At 61.3% G+C, this 22,917-nt stretch carries 19 protein-coding genes, 3 tRNA genes and 1 riboswitch; of the genes, 11 read left to right on the forward strand and 11 right to left on the reverse strand.

The genetic code is table 11. The features are described from left to right. Window positions 1–84: 84 nt before the first annotated feature. The gene (locus tag OJHNALOF_RS07960; protein ID WP_165661683.1) at window positions 85–633 is read right to left on the reverse strand and encodes an HPP family protein; all 549 of its coding nucleotides are present in this window, start codon (window positions 631–633) and stop codon (window positions 85–87) included. A 120-nt stretch (window positions 634–753) separates the two neighbouring features. On the opposite strand from OJHNALOF_RS07960, the gene OJHNALOF_RS07965 reads away from it, so the two are divergent. Next, on the forward strand, window positions 754–954 hold the full coding sequence (locus OJHNALOF_RS07965; protein ID WP_094199607.1) for a hypothetical protein: 201 nt from the start codon (window positions 754–756) through the stop codon (window positions 952–954). Between the two features lie 53 nt (window positions 955–1,007). After that, window positions 1,008–1,098: transfer RNA gene (locus tag OJHNALOF_RS07970), tRNA-Ser, on the forward strand. Between the two features lie 83 nt (window positions 1,099–1,181). On the opposite strand, the gene OJHNALOF_RS07975 is transcribed toward OJHNALOF_RS07970, so the two are convergent. The 5 genes from OJHNALOF_RS07975 to OJHNALOF_RS07995 all read right to left on the reverse strand — a co-directional run bounded on the left by OJHNALOF_RS07975 (window position 1,182) and on the right by OJHNALOF_RS07995 (window position 8,011). Next, window positions 1,182–3,761: a TRAP transporter permease gene (locus OJHNALOF_RS07975; protein WP_165661684.1), complete on the reverse strand. Its 2,580-nt coding sequence runs from the start codon at window positions 3,759–3,761 to the stop codon at window positions 1,182–1,184. 121 nt (window positions 3,762–3,882) lie between these two features. After that, on the reverse strand, window positions 3,883–4,866 hold the full coding sequence (locus OJHNALOF_RS07980; protein WP_094199605.1) for a TAXI family TRAP transporter solute-binding subunit: 984 nt from the start codon (window positions 4,864–4,866) through the stop codon (window positions 3,883–3,885). 181 nt (window positions 4,867–5,047) lie between these two features. Beyond that, window positions 5,048–6,184 (reverse strand): MalY/PatB family protein, encoded by a 1,137-nt coding sequence (locus tag OJHNALOF_RS07985; RefSeq protein WP_094199604.1) that lies wholly within the window; start codon window positions 6,182–6,184, stop codon window positions 5,048–5,050. A 63-nt stretch (window positions 6,185–6,247) separates the two neighbouring features. After that, window positions 6,248–7,147, reverse strand: a complete 900-nt coding sequence (locus OJHNALOF_RS07990; protein WP_165661685.1) for a LysR family transcriptional regulator — start codon at window positions 7,145–7,147, stop codon at window positions 6,248–6,250. A gap of 93 nt (window positions 7,148–7,240) precedes the next feature. Next, a complete protein-coding gene (locus OJHNALOF_RS07995; protein ID WP_165661686.1) occupies window positions 7,241–8,011 on the reverse strand; it encodes a YciK family oxidoreductase in 771 nt (256 codons plus the stop codon). 147 nt (window positions 8,012–8,158) lie between these two features. Here OJHNALOF_RS07995 and sohB point away from each other — a divergent pair, with 147 nt between their 5' ends. Beyond that, a complete protein-coding gene (sohB, locus tag OJHNALOF_RS08000) occupies window positions 8,159–9,178 on the forward strand; it encodes a protease SohB (protein WP_165661687.1) in 1,020 nt (339 codons plus the stop codon). Window positions 9,179–9,235: 57 nt separating this feature from the next. Here the strand turns inward: sohB and astB are convergent, their stop codons facing one another. Beyond that, window positions 9,236–10,570 carry an N-succinylarginine dihydrolase gene (gene astB, locus OJHNALOF_RS08005; RefSeq protein WP_165661688.1) on the reverse strand — a complete coding sequence of 445 codons (1,335 nt, stop codon included), beginning with the start codon at window positions 10,568–10,570 and terminating at the stop codon, window positions 9,236–9,238. A 335-nt stretch (window positions 10,571–10,905) separates the two neighbouring features. Here astB and topA point away from each other — a divergent pair, with 335 nt between their 5' ends. Both topA and OJHNALOF_RS08015 read left to right on the forward strand, forming a co-directional pair. After that, window positions 10,906–13,533 carry a type I DNA topoisomerase gene (gene topA / locus OJHNALOF_RS08010; protein ID WP_094199599.1) on the forward strand — a complete coding sequence of 876 codons (2,628 nt, stop codon included), beginning with the start codon at window positions 10,906–10,908 and terminating at the stop codon, window positions 13,531–13,533. 57 nt (window positions 13,534–13,590) lie between these two features. Further along, window positions 13,591–13,755, forward strand: coding sequence for a hypothetical protein (locus tag OJHNALOF_RS08015; RefSeq protein WP_165661689.1), 165 nt, complete (start codon window positions 13,591–13,593; stop codon window positions 13,753–13,755). Between the two features lie 12 nt (window positions 13,756–13,767). Here the strand turns inward: OJHNALOF_RS08015 and OJHNALOF_RS08020 are convergent, their stop codons facing one another. The 3 genes from OJHNALOF_RS08020 to ggt form a co-directional block, all read right to left on the reverse strand. After that, entirely contained in the window at window positions 13,768–14,124 is a 357-nt protein-coding gene (locus tag OJHNALOF_RS08020; protein WP_094199598.1) for an MGMT family protein, read from the reverse strand. Beyond that, window positions 14,099–15,655, reverse strand: a complete 1,557-nt coding sequence (locus OJHNALOF_RS08025; RefSeq protein ID WP_165661690.1) for a PAS domain-containing methyl-accepting chemotaxis protein — start codon at window positions 15,653–15,655, stop codon at window positions 14,099–14,101. The genes OJHNALOF_RS08020 and OJHNALOF_RS08025 overlap by 26 nt, the downstream gene beginning before the upstream one ends. 119 nt (window positions 15,656–15,774) lie before the next feature. Continuing rightward, window positions 15,775–17,499 (reverse strand): gamma-glutamyltransferase, encoded by a 1,725-nt coding sequence (ggt, locus tag OJHNALOF_RS08030; protein ID WP_165661691.1) that lies wholly within the window; start codon window positions 17,497–17,499, stop codon window positions 15,775–15,777. A gap of 194 nt (window positions 17,500–17,693) precedes the next feature. On the opposite strand from ggt, the gene OJHNALOF_RS08035 reads away from it, so the two are divergent. Further along, window positions 17,694–17,769: transfer RNA gene (locus OJHNALOF_RS08035), tRNA-Gly, on the forward strand. A gap of 10 nt (window positions 17,770–17,779) precedes the next feature. Continuing rightward, window positions 17,780–17,853 (forward strand) — tRNA-Cys (locus tag OJHNALOF_RS08040). A gap of 30 nt (window positions 17,854–17,883) precedes the next feature. Here the strand turns inward: OJHNALOF_RS08040 and OJHNALOF_RS08045 are convergent. After that, window positions 17,884–18,684 (reverse strand): DUF1853 family protein, encoded by an 801-nt coding sequence (locus OJHNALOF_RS08045; protein ID WP_165661692.1) that lies wholly within the window; start codon window positions 18,682–18,684, stop codon window positions 17,884–17,886. A 52-nt stretch (window positions 18,685–18,736) separates the two neighbouring features. On the opposite strand from OJHNALOF_RS08045, the gene OJHNALOF_RS08050 reads away from it, so the two are divergent. The 4 genes from OJHNALOF_RS08050 to moaA all read left to right on the forward strand — a co-directional run bounded on the left by OJHNALOF_RS08050 (window position 18,737) and on the right by moaA (window position 22,917). After that, a complete protein-coding gene (locus OJHNALOF_RS08050) occupies window positions 18,737–19,495 on the forward strand; it encodes a Nif3-like dinuclear metal center hexameric protein (protein ID WP_094199595.1) in 759 nt (252 codons plus the stop codon). A gap of 221 nt (window positions 19,496–19,716) precedes the next feature. Then, window positions 19,717–21,099 (forward strand): sigma-54 dependent transcriptional regulator, encoded by a 1,383-nt coding sequence (locus tag OJHNALOF_RS08055; RefSeq protein ID WP_094199594.1) that lies wholly within the window; start codon window positions 19,717–19,719, stop codon window positions 21,097–21,099. Beyond that, on the forward strand, window positions 21,092–21,466 hold the full coding sequence (locus OJHNALOF_RS08060; RefSeq protein WP_165661693.1) for an Hpt domain-containing protein: 375 nt from the start codon (window positions 21,092–21,094) through the stop codon (window positions 21,464–21,466). Before OJHNALOF_RS08055 ends, OJHNALOF_RS08060 begins: the two co-directional genes overlap by 8 nt. 332 nt (window positions 21,467–21,798) lie before the next feature. Further along, window positions 21,799–21,949, forward strand: a riboswitch (molybdenum cofactor riboswitch). After that, on the forward strand, window positions 21,937–22,917 hold the full coding sequence (gene moaA / locus OJHNALOF_RS08065; RefSeq protein WP_094199592.1) for a GTP 3',8-cyclase MoaA: 981 nt from the start codon (window positions 21,937–21,939) through the stop codon (window positions 22,915–22,917). (Overlaps the previous riboswitch by 13 nt.)

The raw sequence follows: 22,917 nt of genomic DNA on the forward strand, positions 1-22,917 counted from the left end.
ATCTTCTATTGAAGGTTTTTAAGTGCTGTCCGGCCGAGTGCCGAGTGTGAAGGAAGGCAGGGAATAAAAAGAGCCTTTCGGCTCTTATTTATCTGGTCTGCCTAGGGCGGGCGCTGTGGCGTCCGCCGGCTTGGCCTTTGCCTGTTCACCCTGGTGAGACTTGGGTCCGAACGGATAGCGTCTGTGGGTAAACACATAGTGATAGGCACTGGCAAAGCCTACCATAAAGAGGGTGCCGGCCAGGGTGGGCAGAATAAAGTCCAGGGGGGACAGGTGGGCGGCCGACAGGTAAATCAGTATGGGGTTGGCACCGGCGGGCGGGTGCAGGGTATCGGTCACGACCATTAGCGCCAGGCTCAGGCCAAAGCAGAATCCCAGTCCCAGCAGCGGGTCGGGAATCAGCTCCAGTCCGGCGACGGCGACGCAGGTGGTCAGCAGGTGTCCCAGAATCACGTTTTTGGGGCGGGACAGGGGCGAAGAAGGCAGTAACAGCAGCAGCACCAGGCTGGCACCCATGGGCGCGCTCAGCACCATGAAATGGGTCCAGTGTTTCAGATAGCTCAGGCAGATAACGGCCACAAAGCCGGCAATACCGGCGAGGCCAGCGTCACGCAGGCGGTGTTTTAAGTGCATTGAGACCTCATGGGGATGCGTATTTTTATGATTAGGCTTATGAAGCAAGCAGTTAAATTGTATTTAAAATGCATATAAAATAAAAGTCGCCTTTCCCGAAGCCCCGGCAAGGAGTAAACCATGAGAGAACATGAATCCCTGCGCAAGGCGTTGCGCTGGCTCACCGAACAGGCGTGTATCGATCGGAATGCCATCGCCGAAGCCAGCAACCATTTCGATCTGTCTCCCCTGGATGAGCAGTTTCTACGGGACTACTTTCTGAGACGCGGCACACCCGGCCCCTCAAAAAATGCGCAAAATGATGATTTGAAAAGCAATTGAACCGTCACGCCCTTTACAGCGCGAGGCCGGCCGCAGTATGATTCGCCGGGTCAGGAGGGGTGGCAGAGTGGTTGAATGCACCGGTCTTGAAAACCGGCGTGGGTTTATAGCCCACCGTGGGTTCAAATCCCACCTCCTCCGCCAGACATCAAAAAGCCCGCTGCATATGCAGCGGGCTTTTTGCATTAATCCCATGTAACAGCCGGCCGAGTTGGCCGGCCGTGTGATCAGGGGCTTGGTGCCGGTCGGCGCCGGCGTTGTCCCCAGGCTACCAGGCCGGCCAGGATCAGGGCGGGAATAAACATCCATTCCTTGTCGGGCCGGTCCGAGGGCCGTTGCAGTGCCACCACCTCCAGGTCGAAGTCCACCCCCAGCCGCTCGGCCTGGCTACCAAAGTCGACCATGTCGACCATGACCTTGTCGCCGTCGCGACGCAGGCTGCTGATGCCGGTACTGGCCAGGCGCTCGGCGGCACTCTGCCGGCTGGCGTCAAAGTTGAGCTTGACGATTTTACTGACCGGCTCGCCAAACAGGTTGGTGCCCCCCAGTTGCAGAATGATCGACTCGCTTGCGGGCAGGCTCTCCACCACCTGCTCCCACTGGCTGGCGTCGTACTGGGCCATGGGCGGAAACACCTTGTCCCAGAAAAAGCCAGGCCGGAACAGGGTAAAGGCCACCAGCAGCAGCGCCAGGGTTTCCCACCAGCGACTTTTCACCAACCAGTAGCCCTGAGTGGCGGCGGCGAACAGCAGCATGGCCGCCAGCGCGCTGGCGATGGTGATCAACAGGCCGCTCCAGCTGTCGATGCCCAGTAACAGCAGCTGGGTATTGAAGATAAACATAAAGGGCAAAATGGCGGTACGAATGTCGTAGGTAAAGCCCTGAATACCGGTCTTGATCGGATCGGCCTTGGCAATGGCGGCGGCGGCAAAGGCCGCCAGCCCCACCGGCGGTGTGTCGTCGGCGAGAATGCCAAAATAGAACACGAACAGGTGCACGGCAATCAGCGGCACAATCAGCCCGTGCTGGGCGCCCAGGTTGACAATCACCGGTGCCATCAGGGTCGATACCACTATGTAGTTGGCGGTGGTGGGCAGGCCCATGCCCAGCAGCAGGCTGATCACCGCGGTAAAGATCAGCATCAACAGCAGGCTGCCGCCGGAGATAAACTCCACGAACTCCGTCATCACCAGGCCGATGCCGGTCAGGGTGACGGTGCCCACTACGATGCCGGCGGCGGCGGTGGCCACGCCGATGCCAATCATGTTGCGGGCGCCGGTGACCAGCCCCATAAACAGATCAAAGGCGCCTTCCCTGAGCAGTCCCTCGCTGTGCTGTTTGCGAAACAGGGCCTTGAGCGGCTTGTGGGTCACCACGATAAACATCATGAACAGGGTGGCCCAGAATGCCGACAGCCCCGGCGACAGTCGCTCCACGGTCAGACACCACACCAGCACCACGATGGGCAGCAGGTAATACATGCCCGACTTGAAGGTGGGGCCGGGCTCGGGCATGTGAATGTCCGGGTTTTCCGGATCATCCATGGCCAGATCCGGCAGTCGGGCGGCCCAGGCCACCAGCGCCAGGTACACCAGTAACGCCAGCAACGCTAGTATCCAGCTGGCCAGGGGGCCGAACAGGGTCTTGGTCCAGCCGATGCCGTAGTAGACCACGGCGGTCAGTAGCATCAGGGCGATCACCGCGGTCAGCCCGCCAAGCAGGCGCTGGGCCAGGCTGGGGCGGTGGCGCCGTTGCAGTGGCTGCATGCCGGCCTTGACGGCTTCCAGATGCACAATGTAGATCAGTGCGGCGTAGGAGATCAGCGCCGGCAGTATCGCCGCCTTGATCACCTCGATATAGGAGATGCCGACGTACTCCACCATCAGAAAGGCGGCGGCGCCCATGATGGGCGGCGTTAGCTGACCATTGGTGGAGGCGGCCACTTCCACCGCACCGGCCTTGGTGGCGGGAAAGCCGACCCGTTTCATCAGCGGTATGGTAAAGGTGCCCGTGGTCACCACGTTGGCGATGGACGAGCCGGACACCAGTCCCGACAGCCCCGACGACACTACCGCCGCCTTGGCCGGGCCGCCGCGCAGGTGGCCGAGCAGGGAAAATGCCAGCTTGATAAAGTAATTGCCGGCGCCGGCCCGTTCCAGCAGCGAGCCGAACAGCACAAACATGAATACAAAGGAGGTGGACACCCCCAGTGCCACGCCAAAGACCCCTTCGGTGGTCAGCCACTGGTGGGTCACGGTGCGAGCCAGGCTGGCGCCACGATGAGCGATCACTTCCGGCATCCAGGGGCCGGCAAAGGTGTAGAATAAAAAGATCGCCGCCACCACCATCAGCGGTGGCCCAAGGGCCCGGCGGGTTGCTTCCAGCAGCAGCACCATACCGATACAGGCCACCACCAGATCCTGCATGATGGGCAGTCCCGGCCGGCTGGCCAGTTCCCGGTAGAACAGAAACAGATAGGAGGCGCAGAAGGCGCCAATCAAGGCCAGGGTCCAGTCGTGCCAGGGAATGCGGTCCCGGGGCGAATGCTTGAGCGCCGGAAAGGCGGTGAACGACAGAAACACCGCAAAGGCCAGGTGAATGGAACGGGCCTCGGTATCGTTGAAAATGCCCAGGTTGAACATAAAGGGCAGGGGCGAGACATACCACAGCTGAAACAGCGCCCAGCACAGGGGAACCAGCAGCAGCACCCAATGGCCAATGCCGGTGGGATGACGGCCGCCGGTGTCGGCCTGGGCCAGCATGTCGTCCAGCTGTTGTTGCGTGTTGTCCTGAGGCGGTTGGGACATGGACTTTTCCTCCGAAGGTCAGGAATAAACAGCAAGCCGGGGCGGCAAGGCACATGCTTGCCGCCCCGGGTGCGTGCTGACCGAAACAGGGGGAAGCTTGCTTCCCCGTTGCAGGGCCGGGTTATTCGACCAGGCCGGCTTCCTTGTAATATTTCTGCGCGCCGGGGTGCAGCGGAGCACTCAGGCCGTCCTTGACCATTTCCTCTTTCTTGAGGCCGCCAAAGGCCGGGTGCAGGCGCACAAACTGATCAAAGTTGTCAAACACCGCTTTGGTCAGCTGATAAATCTGGGCTTCCGGCACAGTGGCGCTGGTCACCAGGTTGGCGCCCACGCCAAAGGTCTGCACGTCCTCGTCCGAGCCGGTGTATTCCCCGCCGGGAATGGTGATGTAACGATAGTAGGCGTTGTCGCCGACCAGCTTGTCGACCACTTCGCCGCTGACCGACACCAGGTTGGCCTCACAGGCGGTGGTGGCTTCCTTGATGGAGCCGTTGGGGTGACCCACCACATAGACAAAAGCGTCGATGCGGTTGTCGCACAGCGCCTGGCCGTGCTCGGCCGGGCGCAGTTCGGACACCAGGCTGAAATCATCGTGGGTCCAGCCATAGGCCTTCAGCAGCACTTCCATGGTATCGCGCTGGCCGGAGCCCGGGTTGCCGATATTGACCCGCTTGCCCTTGAGATCGTCAAAGGTTTTGATGTTGGCGTCCTTGCGCGCCACTATGGTGACCGCCTCGCCATGCAGGGCGAAGACGGCACGGAGATCCTCATAGGCACCCTGCTCGGCAAAGGGGCCTTCGCCATTCAGCGCCTGATATTCCAGATCCGACTGGGCCACGCCCACTTCCAGCTCACCGGAGCGCAGCGAGTTGAGGTTGTAGCCGGAGCCCCCGGTGCTTTCCACCGAGCAGCGAATGCCGTGCTCGGCCCGGCCCTGGTTGACCAGGCGGCAGATGGCGCCGCCGGTGGGGTAATACACCCCGGTCACGCCACCGGTGCCGATGGTGATAAAACTCTGCTCTACCGCCATGGCGGCGGGCACGCCGGCGCCCAGTCCCAGGCTCATGATGGCTGCCGCGCCGCTGATGGTCTTCTTGATCGACATAGTTGCTTTCCTTGTCTTGAGGGTTCACTAAAGGTGCTGGAAATTTTTAGCTAAGCCATTAAAAGATAGCAAAAAATAACTTCGAAAGGCGAGGATAAAGGCGTCTTTTGAGTATGATTCGGCTGAGTATGAAAAAGGCCGGCATGTCTTCATGCCGGCCTTGCAGGGAAAGGGCGTGGGTTCAGCGGCTGTTGATGGCCGCCACCATGCGGTGCAGGGCTTCGTCGAGCATGGCGCGAGGACAGCCGAAATTCAGCCGCACAAAGTCGCTGCCGCCGAACTGGCCACCCGGAGACAGCCCCACGCCGGCCTGTTCAAAGAAACCGATAGGGTCGTCCAGCTCCAGGCCGCTGATGTCGATCCAGGCCAGGTAGGTGGCCTCGGGGCACAGCACCCGTACCCCGGGCACGCCGTTGAGGCGCTCCACCAGCAGATCCCGGTTCTGGCGCAGGTAGTCGAGCTGGGCCTGCAGCCATTCTTCTCCGTCGGCATAGGCGGCCTCGGCGGCCACAAAGCCGAGCAGGTTGACGTCGGCCATGATGCCGCGGGCGGCGCGAATAAAGCGGGTGCGCAGCTCCGGATTGGGCACCACCGCAAAGGAGCAGCACAGGCCGGCGATGTTAAAGGTCTTGCTCGGCGCCATCAGAATAATGCTGCGATCGGCGGCGTCTTCGTCGATGGCGGCATAGGGCACATGAGACTTGCCTTCATCCAGCAGCAGATCGCAGTGAATTTCGTCGGAGCACACCACCAGGTTGTGGCGTTTGGCGATGTCGTTGATGGCCTGCAGCTCTTCCCGCGTGTAGATAGTGCCGCCCGGATTGTGCGGGTTGCAGAACAGCAGCAGATCGCTGTCTTTGGCCTGACGCTCCAGGGACTCGAGATCCAGCAGCCAGCGCCCGTCCTTTTCCACCATTTCCACGTGGGCGGCCTTGCGGCCGTGAAAGCCCGGGGCGTGCAGGAAGGGGTAATAAATGGGCTTGGGCATCAGAATATTGCTGCCTGGCTCGCTGAAGGTCTGACAGGCCAGGTTCAGGGCCGGCACCACCCCGGGCATGTAGACCAGCCAGTCCGCTTCAATGTGCCAGCCGTAGCGCTCACGCAGGCGGGTGATGATCAGCTCGGTCAGGGCCGGCGTGGGGCGGCTATAGCCGAAAATACCGTGCTCCACCCGTTCGCTCAGCGCCTCGATGACCGCCGGCGGCGCCTTGAATTCGGTGTCGGCCACCCACATGGGCAGAATGTTGGTGCCTTCGTATTTCAGCCACTTGAGGGCGCGAGTGGGCCTGCGGTCTATCCACTGATCAAAATCAAACATTGCGTGAGTCCTTGTTTACTGCGAGCCCAACAGCATAAGGAAGCGCGAAGGCGGAGGCAAGATTCAGGAGGCCGGCGGAGTGGTGCCTGGCTCGCCGTAGTGCTGGCGGATCAGGCTCAGCAGCAGGCTGGCGGCCGGTCCCGGTGGGGTGGTGCCGGGTAGCACCAGGTGAGTAAAACGCTTGCGCAAGGCCTGGTTGACCATTGGCAGGCGCACCAGGGCTCCGTCGCTTATCATGGGCGACACCACATCCTGGGGCAACCAGGCAAAACCGGTGCCTCGGCGCAGCAGTGACAGGGCGTCGTGCAGGTGATGAATAATCCAGCGTTGCTCGGCCCGGGCCCAGCCTTCCTCTTGTTCACTGCCGTCCGCCAGCACCAGTTCCAGCTGTTGTTCCAGCTCGGTCTGACTGACCTCGGCCAGCGCCGCCAGCGGGTGATCGGGGGCGCATACCGGCACATAGACGGTAGTGGCCAGGGGCAGCGAGGTGATATTGGCAAAGGCGCGGGAAGCAAACACCATGTTGGCGGCCTGCTGGTTGATTACCGCCTGGCAGCCGGAAGGCTGGGTCTCCACCAGGTGAATGCGGCAGCCCCTGGCCTGAGGGCTGAACTCGGCCAGCGCCTGATACAGCGGAGCCCGCGGCAAGGAAGCTTCCACCACAATGCGCAGTACCGGCTCCCAGCCGCTGGCCAGCACGCCGGCGAGGCGCTCCAGGTTTTCCACGTCCTGAGTGAGCTTGCGTGAGCGGCGCAGAAACACCTCGCCCTGGGGAGTGAGGCAGGCCTTGCGGCCGCGCACCTCCAGCAGTGCCAGCCCCAGGGATTGCTGCAGTTTGGCCACCGCATGATTCAGGGACGACTGACTTTTATTGAGCTTTTCCGCCGCCTGGGCATAACCGCCACAGTCGACCACTGCCTGAAAAATACGCCACTGCTCAACCGTGCTTTTGGGACGATACATGGATGCCTTGCCTGCCTTGGCCGGGGGTGATGGACGGGCCTGGCGGCCCGTCCGGGGTTCCATGATCAGTTTTAGCCGATTTTACCGTGGCTGTCAGCTTTTGACGGAGGCGCCGGGCACTCGGTCGGGCTGGGCATCGATGGACTGACCATTGGTATCCTGGCTGTCCGGACCCATCAGCCACAGGTAGGGCGCCATAATGTCGGCGGGGCCGCGCAGGCTGGAAGGGGCCTCGGCGGGAAAGGCGCGGGCGCGCATATGGGTGCGGGTGGCGCCGGGATTGATGCAGTTGGCACGCACGCCGGTGCCGTCGAGCTCGGCGGCCAGCACCTGCATCATGCCCTCGGTGGCAAACTTGGAAACGGCATAGCTGCCCCAGTAGGCTCGACCCTGTCGGCCCACGCCCGAACTGGTAAAAATGATGGCGGCGGGCTTGCTGTCTTTCAGCAGCGGCAGCAGCGCCTGGGTCATCAGAAACTGGGACTTGAGGTTGACCTGCATCACCTTGTCCCACTCGTCTTCGCCGATCATCTCAAAGGGGCCCAGTGCACCCAGCTGGCCGGCGTTGAACAGTACGCCGTCGAGGCGACCAAACTGCTGGCGCAGGGTGGCGGCCATGTCCAGATAGTTCTGCTTGCTGGCACCTTGCAGATCCAGGGGAATAATGGCCGGCTCCGGGCTGCCCTGGGCCTGCAGCTCGTCGTAAACGGCTTCCAGTTTCTTGACCGTTTTGCCCAGCAGCACCACGGTGGCGCCATGGGCACCATAGCTGAGTGCGGCCTGTCGGCCAATGCCGTCGCCGGCGCCGGTCACCAGAATAACCTTGCCCTCGAGCAGATCGGAAGAAGGGTGATAGTCGAGCATGTGCCTCGTTCTCTGTGCGCAATTCAAAGTGGCCCGATCAAACCAGACTCCGCGGCACTATGCCAGTGCCGAAAGCAAAAAAGCCGATTGGTGTTCCTGTTTGAGACTTTTACAATGGCGGCATCAGCCAGCGAAGGAGATGAAATAGTGGAGTTTTTATACGAATACGGCCTCTTTGCCGCCAAGGCATTGACCTGGGTGGTGGCCCTGGGGGTTATCATCGCCCTGGTGGCCGGTGCGGCGGCCAAACAAAAGCAGGGGGGAGACGGCATTCGGGTCAAGGATCTGAGCGCGGCCCTGCGCCGTCAGCAGCGCCGGCTGCGCCTGGAGACCGCGGCGAACGACGCCGAGCGCAAGGCGCTGAAGCAGGAATTTCAGAAGGCCGACAAGGCCGAGAAAAAACAGGGGGACGCTCGTTCCCGGATCTATGTGCTCGATTTTCGGGGTAGCATGGATGCGCGGGAAGTGGCCGGGCTGGGGCGGGAAGTCAATGCCCTGCTGCAGCTGGCCGAACCCGGTGACGAGGTACTGGTGCGGCTGGAGTCCGGTGGGGGCGTGGTGCACGGTTATGGTCTGGGCGCCGCCGAGCTGCAGCGGCTTAAGGGCCACGGGCTCAAGTTGACGGTGGCGGTGGACAAGGTGGCCGCCAGCGGCGGTTACATGATGGCCTGTGTGGCCGAGCGCATCATTGCCGCCCCCTTTGCCATTATCGGCTCCATCGGGGTGGTGGCCCAGTTGCCCAACTTCAACAAATTCCTCAAAAACCACGATATCGATGTGGAACTGCATACCGCCGGGGAATACAAGCGCACCCTGACCCTGTTCGGGGAAAACGACGATCATGGCCGGGCCAAGTTTCGCGAGGAACTGGAGGTGATCCATCAACGCTTCAAGGCCTTTATTGCCCAGAACCGGCCCAAAATCGAGCTGGAGCGGGTGGCTACCGGTGAGCACTGGTTGGCCAGCGATGCCGAAGCGCTGGGATTGGTGGATGGCTTGCAGACCAGCAACGACTACCTGCTGGCGCAGAGCGCCGGCAAGCGGGTGATTAGCCTGCACTTCAAGCCCAAACAAACACTGAGAGACAAGCTTGGCAAGGCGGCCGAAGTGGGAGTGAGCCGGGCACTGATGAAGCTGTATGAGACCGGTCAGCGGCCCTTTGGCTGATTAAAAATACGGGAAGGGGGAAGGGGACCATTCCCCCACCCCAGTCCCGAATGTGCATTACCGCTGAAACGGATACACGGAGCCCAGATTCAGGATGCGGGTCAGCTCGTCCAGGGCGGTGCGGGACTCGGTCAGCAGCGCCGGATCCCGCAGATCATCGGGGCTCAGTCGATCCCGGTAGTGGCGGTTGACCCACTGGCTCAGGCGGCCATGCAGTTCATCCGTCATCAGACAGGCCGGGTTGACCGCGGCCAGCTCTGCCTCGTTCATGGCCACCCGCAGTCGCAGACAGGCGGGGCCGCCCCCGTTTTGCATGCTTTGCTTCACGTCCATGAAACGCACTTCCTGCACCGGCGTGCCCAGGGTGGTCAGCCGCGTCAGGTAGGCGCTCACACTGGGCGTGTCGGCGCACTCGGTGGGGGCGATCAGCGCCATGTGCCCCGGGGCCAGGGTAACCAGCTGGGTGTTGAACAGGTAGCTTTTCACCGCGTCGGCCACCGGCACGTCCTTATCGGACACCTCGATAAAGTGCAGCCCGGCATCGGGTAGTTTGCGGATCAGCTCGTTCTGCATGGCTTGCGTGTCGAGGAAGGCCTGCTGGTGATAAAACAGCACGTTGCCGTTGCCCACTGCAATCACGTCATTGTGAAAGACCCCCTGATCGATCACCGCCGGATTTTGCTGAATAAAGGCGGTGTTGTGCTCACCCAGGCCGTGCAGCCGGGCCACGGCGCGGGAGGCCTCCAGGGTTTGGCGCGCCGGGTAACGTTGGGGCGCCGGAGCATCGGGTTGATGGGCGCTGCGGCCATACACAAAAAGCTCCAGTCCGCGACCCTGGTCGTCGTACAGGCGGGTGTGGTTGGCGGCGCCTTCGTCGCCCAGATCATCATGGGCGGGCAGGGCGGCGTGGTGATGAAAATAGCATTCGTCGGCAAACACTCGGCGCAGAATGCGGCCGGTTACCTCATGCTCCAGGGAGCGGTGAAACTTGTTGATCAGATTGGCAGGAGTGAAATGCAGCCGGCCGTCGGCGGTGTCGGCACTGGGCGATACCGTGGCGGCGTTGGCGGTCCACATCGACGAGGCGGAACAGCAGGCCGCCAGCAGTGCCGGTGCTTCGCGATAGGCCTTGTCCAGCACCTCGGCGTCGGTGCCGCCAAAGCCGAGCCGGCGCAGGGTGGCCAGGTCGGGGCGCTCCTGGGGAGCAAGTACGCCCTGCACCAGGCCGAGGTCGGCCAGCGCCTTCATCTTGTCAAGTCCCTGCAAGGCGGCCTGGCGCGGGTTGGAACTGTTGCGGGCATGATGGCGCGACGCCACATTGCCCCAGGACAGGCCGGCGTAGTTGTGGGTGGGGCCGACCAGGCCGTCAAAGTTCGCTTCGGTAACAACCATTACAATCTCCTTTAAAATGGTTTATGTGGCCACAATTCTGCTGCATGAGGCCATTATATTTGGATTTTTCAAGGAGTTGTAACCGGATTTTAACAGTCGAACCCGCCGTCAAAATAATGATGCATAAAAAGCGGGCGAACAGGCACAAGATGTAAAAAAGCAGTTGATTCCTGCTGAGGTGAGGGCGTTAATAAATAAATATAAATTCATTGAAATTTTTTCAGGCCCGGGCCCGGCGAGTTTGCTTTTTACGGTCATATCACTTATACAGCCGTCATTACCGAGCCGCCGACCCGCCCGAACGGGGCCAGACATTAAGGATCTCAACGCGCTTTATGAGCAAATCTCTCGTTATTGTGGAATCGCCCGCCAAAGCCAAGACCATCAACAAGTACCTGGGCAGGAACTACGTGGTCAAATCCAGTGTCGGTCATGTTCGGGACCTGCCGACTGCCGGCTCTGCCAGTGGCAAAAAGCCTGCCGCCCGCAAGACCGACACCAAGAGCCTGAGTGCCGAAGAAAAGGCCCGGCTGAAAAAGGAAAAGGATCACAAGGCACTGATCGCCCGCATGGGGGTGGATCCGGAGCAGGGCTGGCAGGCCAACTACCAGGTGTTGCCGGGCAAGGAAAAGGTGGTGAGCGAACTGCAGGCCCTGGCCGAGAAGGCCGACACCGTCTACCTCGCAACGGATTTGGACCGCGAAGGGGAAGCCATTGCCTGGCACCTGAAGGAGCTGATCGGCGGTGACGACGATCGCTTCAAGCGGGTGGTGTTTAACGAGATCACCAAGTCCGCCATTCAGGACGCCTTCAGCCAGCCTTCGGAGTTGAACCTGAACCGGGTCAACGCCCAGCAGGCCCGGCGCTTTCTCGATCGGGTGGTGGGTTACATGGTGTCGCCGCTGCTGTGGAAAAAGGTGGCCCGCGGCCTGTCCGCCGGCCGGGTGCAGTCGGTGGCGGTGCGCCTTATCGTGGAAAAAGAGCGCGAGATCAAGGCCTTTGTGCCCGAAGAATACTGGGACATTCAGGCCCTGCTCGGCAATGAGCAACGGCTGGCGCTGACCATGATGGTGGCCAAGTTCCAGGGCAAGGAGTTCCGCCCTACCAACGAGGCGGACACCATGACGGCGGTGAATGCCCTGCGTGCCAGCTCCTTTGAGGTGGCTTCCCGGGAAGACAAACCGACCCAGAGCAAGCCGCCGGCGCCCTTTATCACCTCCACCCTGCAGCAGGCCGCCAGCACCCGGCTGAGCTTTGGCGTTAAGCGCACCATGATGCTGGCCCAACGCCTTTATGAGGCCGGTTACATCACCTATATGCGTACCGACTCCACCAACCTGAGCCAGGAAGCGGTGGCTTCGGTGCGCGATTATATTCAAGAGCACCACGGCAGCGCCTATCTGCCCGAATCGGCCAACGTCTACGGCGCCAAGGCCAACGCCCAGGAGGCCCACGAGGCCATTCGTCCGTCCGACGTGACCCTGTCTGCCGAGCAGCTCGACGGCATGGAGGCGGACGCCAAGCGGCTGTATGACCTGATCTGGCGTCAGTTCGTGGCCTGCCAGATGACCCCGGCCAAATACGACAGCAGCACCATCACGGTGCGGGCCGGTGACTACGAGCTCAAGGCCCGGGGCCGCATTCTGCGTTTCGCTGGCTGGACCAAGGTACTCACGCCGCAAAGTCGCAAGGGCGAAGACACCGAGCTGCCGGCGGTGCAGGCGGGTGAAGTCCTGACCCTGAACGAACTGACCCCCAAGCAGCACTTTACCAAGCCGCCGGCCCGCTTTACCGAGGCGGCCCTGGTGAGAGAGCTGGAAAAGCGTGGCATCGGCCGGCCGTCCACCTATGCCTCCATCATTTCCACCATTCAGGACCGGGGCTATGTCAAGGTGGAAAGCCGTCGTTTCTACGCCGAGAAAATGGGCGAAATCGTGGCCGACCGGCTGCAGGAAAGCTTCGCCGAGCTGATGAACTACGACTTCACCGCCCAGATGGAAAGCAAGCTGGATGAAATCGCCGGTGGCCAGCTCAACTGGACACAGGTGCTCGACGCCTTTTATGCCGAGTTCAGTGAGGAGCTGGAAAAAGCCGAGCGGCCGGCGGACGAGGGCGGTATGCGCGCCAATGAAATGGTGATGACCGACATCGATTGCCCGGCCTGTGGCCGTAAAATGGGTATTCGCACCGCTACCACCGGGGTGTTTCTGGGCTGCTCCGGCTACGCCCTGCCGCCCAAGGAGCGCTGCAAGCAGACCATCAATCTCATTCCCGGTGACGACTTCGTGCTTGCCAACGATGAGGAAGCGGAAACCGACGCCCTGCGAGCCAAGCGTCGCTGCGGTAAGTGCGGCACCGCCATGGATGCCTACCTGATCGACGACAAGCGCAAGCTGCATGTCTGTGGCCAGAACCCGGACTGTGACGGCCACGAGTTGGAAGAGGGCCAGTTCAAGCTCAAGGGCTACGAAGGCCCGGTGATCGACTGCGATCGCTGCGGCAGTGAAATGCAGCTCAAGAGCGGCCGCTTCGGCAAGTACATGGCCTGCACCAACGAAGAGTGCAAGAACACTCGCAAGATACTGAAAAACGGCGAGGTAGCCCCGCCCAAGGAAGACCCGGTACATCTGCCCGAGCTGCCCTGCAGCCAGTCCGACGCCTATTTTGTGTTACGGGACGGCGCCGCCGGTATTTTCATGGCCGCCAGCAATTTTCCCAAGTCCCGGGAGACCCGAGCACCCCTGGTGGAAGAGCTGGTACGATTCAAGGATCGGCTGCCCTCCAAGTTTCTCTATCTGGCCGAGGCGCCGGCCGAAGATCCGGACGGCAACAAGGCGGTGGTACGCTTCAGCCGTAAAAACAAGGAACAATACGTGATGACCGAGGTCAATAAGAAAGCGACCGGTTGGACCGCTCACTACGTGGATGGCAAGTGGCAGCAACACCAGAAAGGCAAGAAGTAGGCCGCACTGCAGTGCCTCGGCACTGCAAGGTCAAGCCGTGAGTTTGCAGGAGTGAATATGGATATTCGTGAAGTCAGACCCGGCATGATATGCCACACCACCGAAGGCTCGGGCTATGTGCTGGAGGTGGATCTTCAGAATGAACTGGTGTTAATGCAGCGGGAAGACGAAACCATTCCCTTTCAGGTGCATGTGAGCGATCTGCTCGACGAGCTCGACTGACAACGCCCGCCTTCAGCCTTCCATCAGCATCAGCAGCGCGGCCAGATCCGGCCGCCACTGGTGCTGTTTCATGTCTACCCTTTTCCCTTTGAAAGTGATGCCTTCTGCCCGCAGGCGCTGTCGTTGCTCCAGTGCCTCGTCGCTGCCTTCGGGCAGGCTGATGCCGCCATTGGCAGCTACTACCCGGTGCCAGGGCAAGTCGCGGATATCGGCCAGGCGCAGCACCCGGCCCGCCAATCGTGCCCGTCCGGGCAGGCCGGCCAGATCCGCCAGCTGGCCATAGCTCACCACCCGGCCGGCAGGCACCAGAGCCAGTACCCGCAGCAGGGCCTGGCTGGCGGCGTCAGGAGAAGGTGCGGGTGAGGTCATTCAGGCCTTGAGAACGATTCAGCAGCTCCTGGCTGGCGCCTTCCACCTGGGCGATTTTGCCCAGGTTGGCGGACGAGGCTTCGGAAATCTGATGCACATTGCGACTGATCTCTTCCGCCACCTGTTGCTGCTGCTCGGCGGCGGTGGAAATTTCCACGGTCACCCCCACGATGTCATCGATTTCCTGTACCACCCTGGCCAGGCTCTCGGTGCCCGCTTCGGCGGCGTTCACGCAGTCCTGACTCTGGGCCATATTGGCATCCATCATGGTGCGCCAGCGTCCCAGGGTTTGCTGGATCTGGCCGATGCTGCCCTGGATTTGTTCGGTGGCGCCATGGGTGCGAGTGGACAGCGCCCGCACTTCTTCCGCCACCACCGCAAAGCCGCGGCCGTGCTCACCGGCACGGGCCGCCTCAATGGCGGCATTGAGGGCCAGCAGGTTGGTCTGATCGGCAATGCCCTGGATTTCCGTCATCAGGGTGCCGATGCGGTCGGACTCCTGTGATAAGGCCTGGGTCGCCTCAGCGGCCTGCTCCGCTTCCCGGGCCAGCTCCACGATTTTCTGCCGGGTCTGCTCCAGCTGTTGCTGGGTCAGGTGGCACTGGTGCTGGGCTTCCTCCGCATTGCTGGCGGCCTTTTGCGTATTACGGGTGATTTCAAAGGCGGTGGCCGACATCTCGTCGATGGCGGCGGCAATCTGATGGGTGTCGCTGTCCTGGCGGCCGAGATCGTGACGGGCGCCGTGCATGGCCTGCAGCATGCCGGCGGCCAGTTGCTTGAGCGAGCCGGTGGCGTCATCCACCCGGCCCAGTATGGTTCGGGCCCGGGCCTGCCACATGCCCAGGTGATAGTCGGCGATGGCGTGGGGCTGATCACCGGAATAGACCAGGCGTGACAGGCTGTCGTAGTCCCGGCTCAGTTGACGGAAAAAACGAGGTCCGGCCACCAGCTGCTGGCGGCAGCACAGCGCCAGCCAGGCCAGCGGCAGCAGGCTCCATACCAGGCCGGTGACGCCGCCATTGGCCCAGGCACCGATCAGCAGGGCACCCAACCCGGCGCCTGCCAGCCAGGGCAGGGTGGCGCGCAGCAGGTTGCCGGCGGCGCCGCGTTTGCGTCCCTGGGCCTCCAGCAGGCGGGCATAGGCCTGCTCGGCCCGGGCGCGCACCGCCGGATCCAGCCGGGTGCGCACCGACTGATAGCCGGTGACCTCGCCGTTTTCATAGATGGGGGTCACGTAGGCATCCACCCAGTAATAACGGCCGTCCTTGCAGCGGTTCTTGACCGCGCCCCGCCAGGCCTGACCGCGTTGCACGTGTTCCCACAGATCCCGAAAGGCGGCCCTGGGCATGTCTGGATGGCGCACGAGATTGTGATTTTTACCGACCAGCTCGTCGGCGGTATAGCCGGCCACCTGACAGAACACCTCATTGGCATAGGTGATCACACCGCGTTTGTCGGTGGTGGACACCAGTTGTTCCCGTTCACCGTAACTGACTTCTTCATCGATCACGTGCTGGTTTCGTTTGTTCATCCGCGTACTTGTTCGTTGTTGGAGTTGGCTGTGCCTTACTATCGGCCCCATGGTCAACTTCTTGAGTGACTGGGATCCCACTTTCCGGCGCTGGCACCGAAGCTGCCAGTGCGGTTCGCTTAGTCGGCGGCAAGAGCCTGTCCTTCCCGGCGGGGGTCGGCGGCGCCGAACAGGCCGTCGGGCCGGCGCAGGATCAGATGCAGGCCGGAATTGAGCTCGGTCAGTCTGGTGTCAAAGCCTCGCTCGGCCATGGCCTGCTGCAGCGCTAGGTTGCGCCCAAAGGGCTCCAGCTCGAGGGCACCGCCCCGGTGCAGCACATGCGGCTGATGCAGGGCGTCGCGCACGTCCATGCCCCAGTCAAGCACATTAAGCAGGGTGTGCAGCACATAGCCGATGATGCTGCTGCCCCCGGGGGAGCCCAGTACCAGCAGCAGATCGCCTTGCTCATCAAACACCAGGGTCGGGCTCATGGAGGAGCGTGGCCGCTTGCCCGGCTGCAGGCGGTTGGCTACCGGCACGCCGTCCATCTCGGGGGTAAAGGCGAAGTCGGTCAGCTCATTGTTGAGTAGAAAGCCCTGTACCATCAGCCGGGAGCCAAAGGCATTCTCTATGGTGGAGGTGAGCGACACGGCATTGCCATCGCCGTCGATGATGCTGATGTGGGTAGTTGAGGGAAATTCGGGTGAGCCGTCGAACGAAGTGGGCCAATGACCTTTGGGGGTGCCCGGCGTGACCTCGGGCAGGGCCTTGTCGGCCCCCTTCAGCAATTGGGCCCGTTGCGCCAGGTAATCGCGATCCAGCAGGCCTTCGACCGGCACCGGCACAAAGTCGCTGTCGGCGGCGTAACGGCCGCGGTCGGCGAAGGCCAGCCGTGAAGCATCGGCCACCAGCCGCCAGGCCTGGGGAGAATTGGGGCCCAGCCGGCTGAGATCAAAGTGGGCCAGCATGCCCAGTATCTGTCCCAGGGCCAGGGTGCCCGAGCCCGGAGGACCCATGCCGCAGATGTTGTACTGGCGATAGGGGAAACACAGTGGCGGGCGTTCCTGAACCCGGTATTGCGTCAGATCGTCTAGGGTGAGGTGGCCGGGAGCGGCGGCATTGCGCACCTTGTCCACCATCAGCTCGGCAATCTTGCCCTGGTAAAAGGCCGAGGGTCCCTCGATGCTGAGTCGAGTGAGCAGGGCGGCCAGCAGCGGGTTTACCAAGTGGCTGCCGGCACTGAGTGGCCGGCCCTTGTCATCAAAAAAGTAATGGCGGCTGTCGGTATCCTTGCCGAGACTGTGCCGATTGTCGGCTATCAGCCGTGCCAGCCGGGGAGAAACCGTAAATCCGTTCAGCGCCAGGGTAATGGCCGGGCCAAACAAATCCTGCCAGGGCAATACGCCAAAACGCTGGTGTGCCTGCCACATCAGCATCACGGTGCCCGGCGTGCCCACCGAGCGTCCCCCAACCACCGCATCCATAAAGCCAAGGGACTGGCCATGGTCGTCAAGGAAGAGGTCGGCAGGTGCCTGTCTTGGGGCCGTTTCCCGGCCATCCAGGGTGACCAGCTGCCGTTCGTCCTCCTGCCAGTGCACCAGAAACCCCCCTCCGCCCAGCCCAGAAGACTGGGGCTCGACCAGGGTTAGCACCATCTGGGCGGCGATCATGGCATCCACGGCGCTGCCGCCTCGCACCAGCATGGCCTGGGCGGCGCGGCTGGCGTGGGGGTTGGCGGTCACCACCATGGCCTGCTCGGCCTGCACCAGGGGCTGGTTTTGCCAGCCGGTGGCGGCTTCGGGGGCGGGGCGGGTGTCGGCCTGGGCCAGGGGAAGCCAGAGCAGGGCGAACAAAAACAGGCGCATGGCGAACTCCATCATTGGGGAAATCAGGCCTAGGGTAGCCAGCGGAGAGGCGTCCTGCCAGCCAAAAATCACCCAAGGTGCTGAAAATAAAAGCAAACGGGGTGTCATTCAGAAAAATTGCTTGTATTGCCCAACGTCCTGCCTATAATGCCCACCCATCAGCAGCGACACTGCTGAACAGTCAAAAATGGTATGCGGGAATAGCTCAGCTGGTAGAGCACAACCTTGCCAAGGTTGGGGTCGCGAGTTCGAATCTCGTTTCCCGCTCCAAATCTGCAAAGGCGCGTTAGCAAAGCGGTTATGCAGCGGATTGCAAATCCGTTCAGTCCGGTTCGACTCCGGAACGCGCCTCCATTATTCCATCCTTGTATTCCCCTTTTACGCTTATCTTTCTTCGTTCCAGTTACGCTCCACTTTTACGTACCAGTTTCCTTTTGCATCCCGGTAGTTCTGACGTTGCCGAATGTCGTCGGTCTTGCGCCCTCCCGTCATCCAGCCCAACTTGTGCTGGGGCTCGAAGCCGTGTGCGGGTGCCTCATGACCCCAGCGGCCAGTGCGTGCTTCGTGCCCCTTGGGCAGGGGCGCATCAAGGGGATAAAACAGCCTGCCCTTGAGCACTAGCCGGGTATGGGAGGGCATCAGTCCTTCCGCCGCCAGGGAGCGCTTTACTTCGGGACGCTGACTCAGGCGCAGTTGGTGTTGCTGCATATGGTCCAGTTTGCGTCTCAGCCTGTCGCAGGGATTGATGCCAAGGGCACTGTCTCTGGGCTGTCGGGTGTCGGTGATCAGGTAAAATTTCACCGCCAGCTCCCAGTGCTCTACCCGGCGGTGCTGGTTGTCCCACAGCAGAAGATCAAAGGCCCCCAGGGTGCGTCCGGCCACCACCTGCTGACGGTTAAAGCCCAGCACCTGAAAGCGCGGGTTATCCAGCAAGAAAAAATGCCACAAGGCCTCAAAATACTGTCCCAGACGGAGACAATCCCCACAGTGGCGGTGCAGCAGGTCGGGGTGGCTGTCGAGCGCCAGTAGGCGAGGGTGATAGTCTCGTAGCAACTGCTCATACCATTGATCCGCAGGGGCCTCTTGTAGCCCGGGCAGCAAGCCGGGGCTGCCGATGGCCCAGGCCAAATCGCGCACCTGATTATTGCGGAGGGAGGTCAGCAGTTCGTCCAGTAAAGGGCTCATAATCGTTCTCTTTTGATTTACAATGGGCCAATTTTCAATGACGGGAGCCGGCATGAACAACATGGAGCTCGAACAGCTGCTGAACCGGCAGCTAAACGTGGATGCCATAAAGGATTATTGCCCGAATGGGCTGCAAGTGGAAGGCAGGACCCAGGTGCGCCATATTGTTACCGGGGTGACCGCCAGCCAGGCACTGATTGAGCGCGCCATTGAGCTGGGGGCCGATGCCTTGCTGGTGCATCACGGGTATTTCTGGAAAGGCGAATCCCAGCCGGTGAGGGGCATCAAGCGCCGCCGGCTGAAGGCGCTGCTGGAGCATGACATCAACCTGTATGCCTATCACCTCCCCCTGGACATCGCCCCCGAGCTTGGCAACAACGCGCAACTGGCACGGTTGCTGGATATTGCGGTGACCGGGCCGCTTGAGCCCGGCAATCCCCTGTCGGTGGCCATGCAGGGTGAGCTGGGGACGCCGGTCAGCGGCGCCGAACTGGCTAACCGCATTGAGCAACGACTCGGCCGCTCTGTGCTGCATGTGGGCGAGGGCGGCCCTCAGAGCATTCGGCGGGTGGGCTGGTGCACCGGCGGTGGCCAGGGTTATATCGATCTGGCGGCGGCGCAGGGCATGGATGCCTTTATCAGTGGGGAAGTCTCCGAGCAGACGGTGCACTCGGCCAGGGAGCAGGGCATTCATTTCTTTGCCGCCGGCCACCATGCCACCGAACGCTATGGGGTCAAGGCGCTGGGCGAATGGCTGACCCAGGCACATGGAATCCAGGTGGATTTTGTCGATATCGACAACCCGGCATAAAAAAAGGCCAGGGAGGACGGACCATCCCTGGCTTCGCAGCAGCCACACGGGCATAAAAAGCTTCGTTGTCGAATCGCACTAACTACATGGAGAACGGAACACTATGGTTCTGTATGAGTCAAAACTGATGTTGAAACCATGTTAACATGATGTTGCCTTTAGGCAAGTTTTTTTATGGCGAGAGAACAAATGACTGGAACGGAAACAACAAGAGAGGCGACATGCTAGAGGAAAGGCTGAGCGTCCTGATGGTGGAAGACACCCCATCGCTGGCGGCCATGTATCAGGCATTTTTGCAGGACGAGCCTTTGGACCTGACCGTGGTCAGCAGCGGCCAGCTGGCGCTGGAGCATATTCGCCGCGCCTCCCCCGACATTTTGCTGCTGGATCTGAACCTGCCGGACATGCCGGGCATGAACATTTTACAATGGCTGCACGAAGAGCAGCGTAACATCACCACCATCGTCATGACGGCACATGGCTCGGTGGACGTGGCGGTCGATGCCATGCGCTTTGGTGCCCACGACTTTATCAGCAAGCCGGTGGAAGCCGAGCGGCTCAAGGTGACCCTGCACAATACCATGCAGTTTCGCCACCTCAATCAGCTGGTCAATCAGTACCGCCATGAGATGGAGCGGGAGCGTTTTCAGGGTTTCATCGGAGAAAGCCTGCCGATGCAGAAGGTATACCGGCTCATTGAAAACGCCGCACCCAGCACCGCCACCGTGTTTATTACCGGAGAAAGCGGCACCGGCAAGGAAGTCTGCGCCGAGGCCATTCACCAGCTCAGCGGCCGGGCCGAAGGGCCTTTTATCGCCCTGAACTGTGCCGCCATTCCTCGGGATCTGATGGAAAGTGAGTTGTTCGGCCATATCAAGGGCGCCTTTACCGGCGCATTGCAGGACAGGGATGGTGCCGTCAGTCGAGCCCATGGCGGCACCCTGTTTATGGACGAAATCTGCGAAATGGATCTGGAGCTGCAAAGCAAGCTGTTGCGTTTTTTGCAGACCGGCTTTATTCAGCCGGTGGGCAGCTCCCACCACGTCAAGGTGGACGTGCGCATCGTCTGCGCGACCAACCGGGATCCCCTGGTGGAAGTGGAGCAGGGCCGGTTTCGGGAAGATCTTTACTATCGGTTGCACGTGATCCCGGTGCACCTGCCGCCCCTGCGCGAACGAGGCGCCGATGTCATCAGTATCGCCACTGCCCTGGTACGGCAGGCATCCCGGGAAGAGGGTAAGGAGTTTGTGGGGCTGTCCGAGGCCACCAAGGACCGGCTGCAGGCCTATCACTGGCCGGGCAACGTGCGTCAGCTGCAAAACGTGATTCGCAACGCCGTGGTTCTGCATCAGGGGGAGTGGATTGAGGTGGACATGCTGCCGGCACCCCTCGATCGTTCCCTGACCCAGCCGAGGGAAGGGCAGGGCGCCGCGGCGCCGGTAGTGCCGCAGCCGATATTGCCGCTGGCGGTGATTGAACGTCAGGCCATAGAGCGCACCATCGCCCACTGTGACGGCAATATTTCCCGGGCCGCCGCCCTGCTGGAGGTGAGTCCGTCCACCATTTATCGCAAGCTGCAGAGTTGGGGTAGCGACCATGGCTGACTGGAGTGCGTTGCAGCAACGCTTGCCGCTGATGGATAAGGCGCGCCTGGCCCAGCTTGACGGCGAGCTGGGCACCGACACCCTGCATCGCCTGCTCGGCTTGTTTCTTGAAGACGGCCGGCTTCAGGGGGAGGCCCTGAGCAGGACCTTTGCTGACGGAGACTTCGAGCAGATGGCCAAGTCCTGCCACAGCCTGAAATCGGCCTGTGGCAGCTACGGTGCCCTGCGTTGCCAGTTTCTGGCAGAAAAGCTGGAAGCTGGCTGTCGCCAGCAGGATGCCGAGGCAACCGGTGCACTGATGGTGGCCTGGGAACTGGCCCTGAGCGAAACCCTGAGCGAGGTGCAGGCGCAGCTGGAAGCGCGCTAACAGGCAAAAAAATGGCCAACCCAATGGGTTGGCCGAACTTCAGCGGGAGCTGAAGAGAGCACGGGATAAAAACGACTGAACATATACATGAAAGTATCGTGCCAACTTTTCCAAGCCCCATTCTACAAGGGATGAGCGCGATAATGTGGAAAAAACAGTCAATCCAAAATGCGAAAAATACCAAAATGCAACAACCTTCCCTTGTTAAATGCAATTCTCCTTCCTTGCTTTTTCCACTCCGACGAGATGCGGCTTCAGTCAACTCCTCGATAAATATTTCTTGATTTGAAACAATGTTTGCCTCTAAGGTGGAACAGACAATCATCCACCAATGTGGTTACAAACTCCGAGTCCGGCAGGCCTAAGTCCCCGCAGCGATAGGGTGGCCGGACCGCTCGGGCCGCCAGATCGGCGGCGCGTAAGGGTGCCGATAGAAATGTCGTCGCCTCCCGCTTTTCGGAAAGGTGTTTATGCTGGAATTACAAGACGCGTTCGCGCGCAAATTTCATTATCTGCGGCTGTCGGTCACCGACGTCTGCAACTTTCGCTGTCAGTATTGCCTGCCCGACGGTTATCGGCCGGACGGGCGCAAGTCGTTTCTGACCCTGGACGAAATTCGTCATATCACGCGGGCTTTTGCCGCCATGGGCACCAACAAGGTGCGCATCACCGGGGGTGAGCCGTCCATGCGCCGGGACTTCACCGACATCATTGAGGCGGTGGCATCGACCCCGGGCATTCGCAAGGTGGCCACCACCACCAACGGCTATCGCATGGCCGAGCGGGTGGCCGACTGGCGCAGCGCCGGGCTGGATGCCATCAATGTCAGCCTCGACAGCCTGGATCCGCGCATGTTTCATCAGATCACCGGCCAGAACCGTTTTCACGAGGTGATGGCGGGCATTGATGCCGCCTTTACCGCCGGCTTTGAACAGGTCAAGGTCAATACCGTGTTGATGCGCGGCCTCAACGACGGCGAGCTGGGGGAGTTTCTGGCCTGGATTAAATCCAGTCCCATTCAGCTGCGTTTTATCGAGCTGATGCAGACCGGCGAAATGGACGAACTGTTTGAACGCCACCATGTGCGCGGTGCCGCCATCAAGGAAAAACTGCTGGAGGCTGGTTGGCAACAGCGGGTGCGGGCCCACAACGACGGTCCGGCCGAAGTGTTCTGGCACGCGGACTATGTGGGCGAAATCGGCCTTATCATGCCCTACGCTCAGGACTTCTGCGCCAGCTGCAACCGGCTCAGGGTTTCGGCCCTGGGCAAGCTGCACCTGTGCCTGTTTGGTGAGTACGGGGTGGATCTGCGTGATCTGCTGCAGAGCCCGGGCCAGCAGGCGGCACTGCAGCGCCGCCTGCGTGAAGCCCTGGCCGACAAAAAGGCCACCCATTTTCTGCATCAGGGGCACAGCGGTATGACCCCGCACCTCGCCTCCATCGGCGGTTAA

The organism is Oceanimonas sp. MB9, from assembly GCF_011319775.1.
Classification (GTDB): Bacteria; Pseudomonadota; Gammaproteobacteria; order Enterobacterales; family Aeromonadaceae; genus Oceanimonas; species Oceanimonas doudoroffii.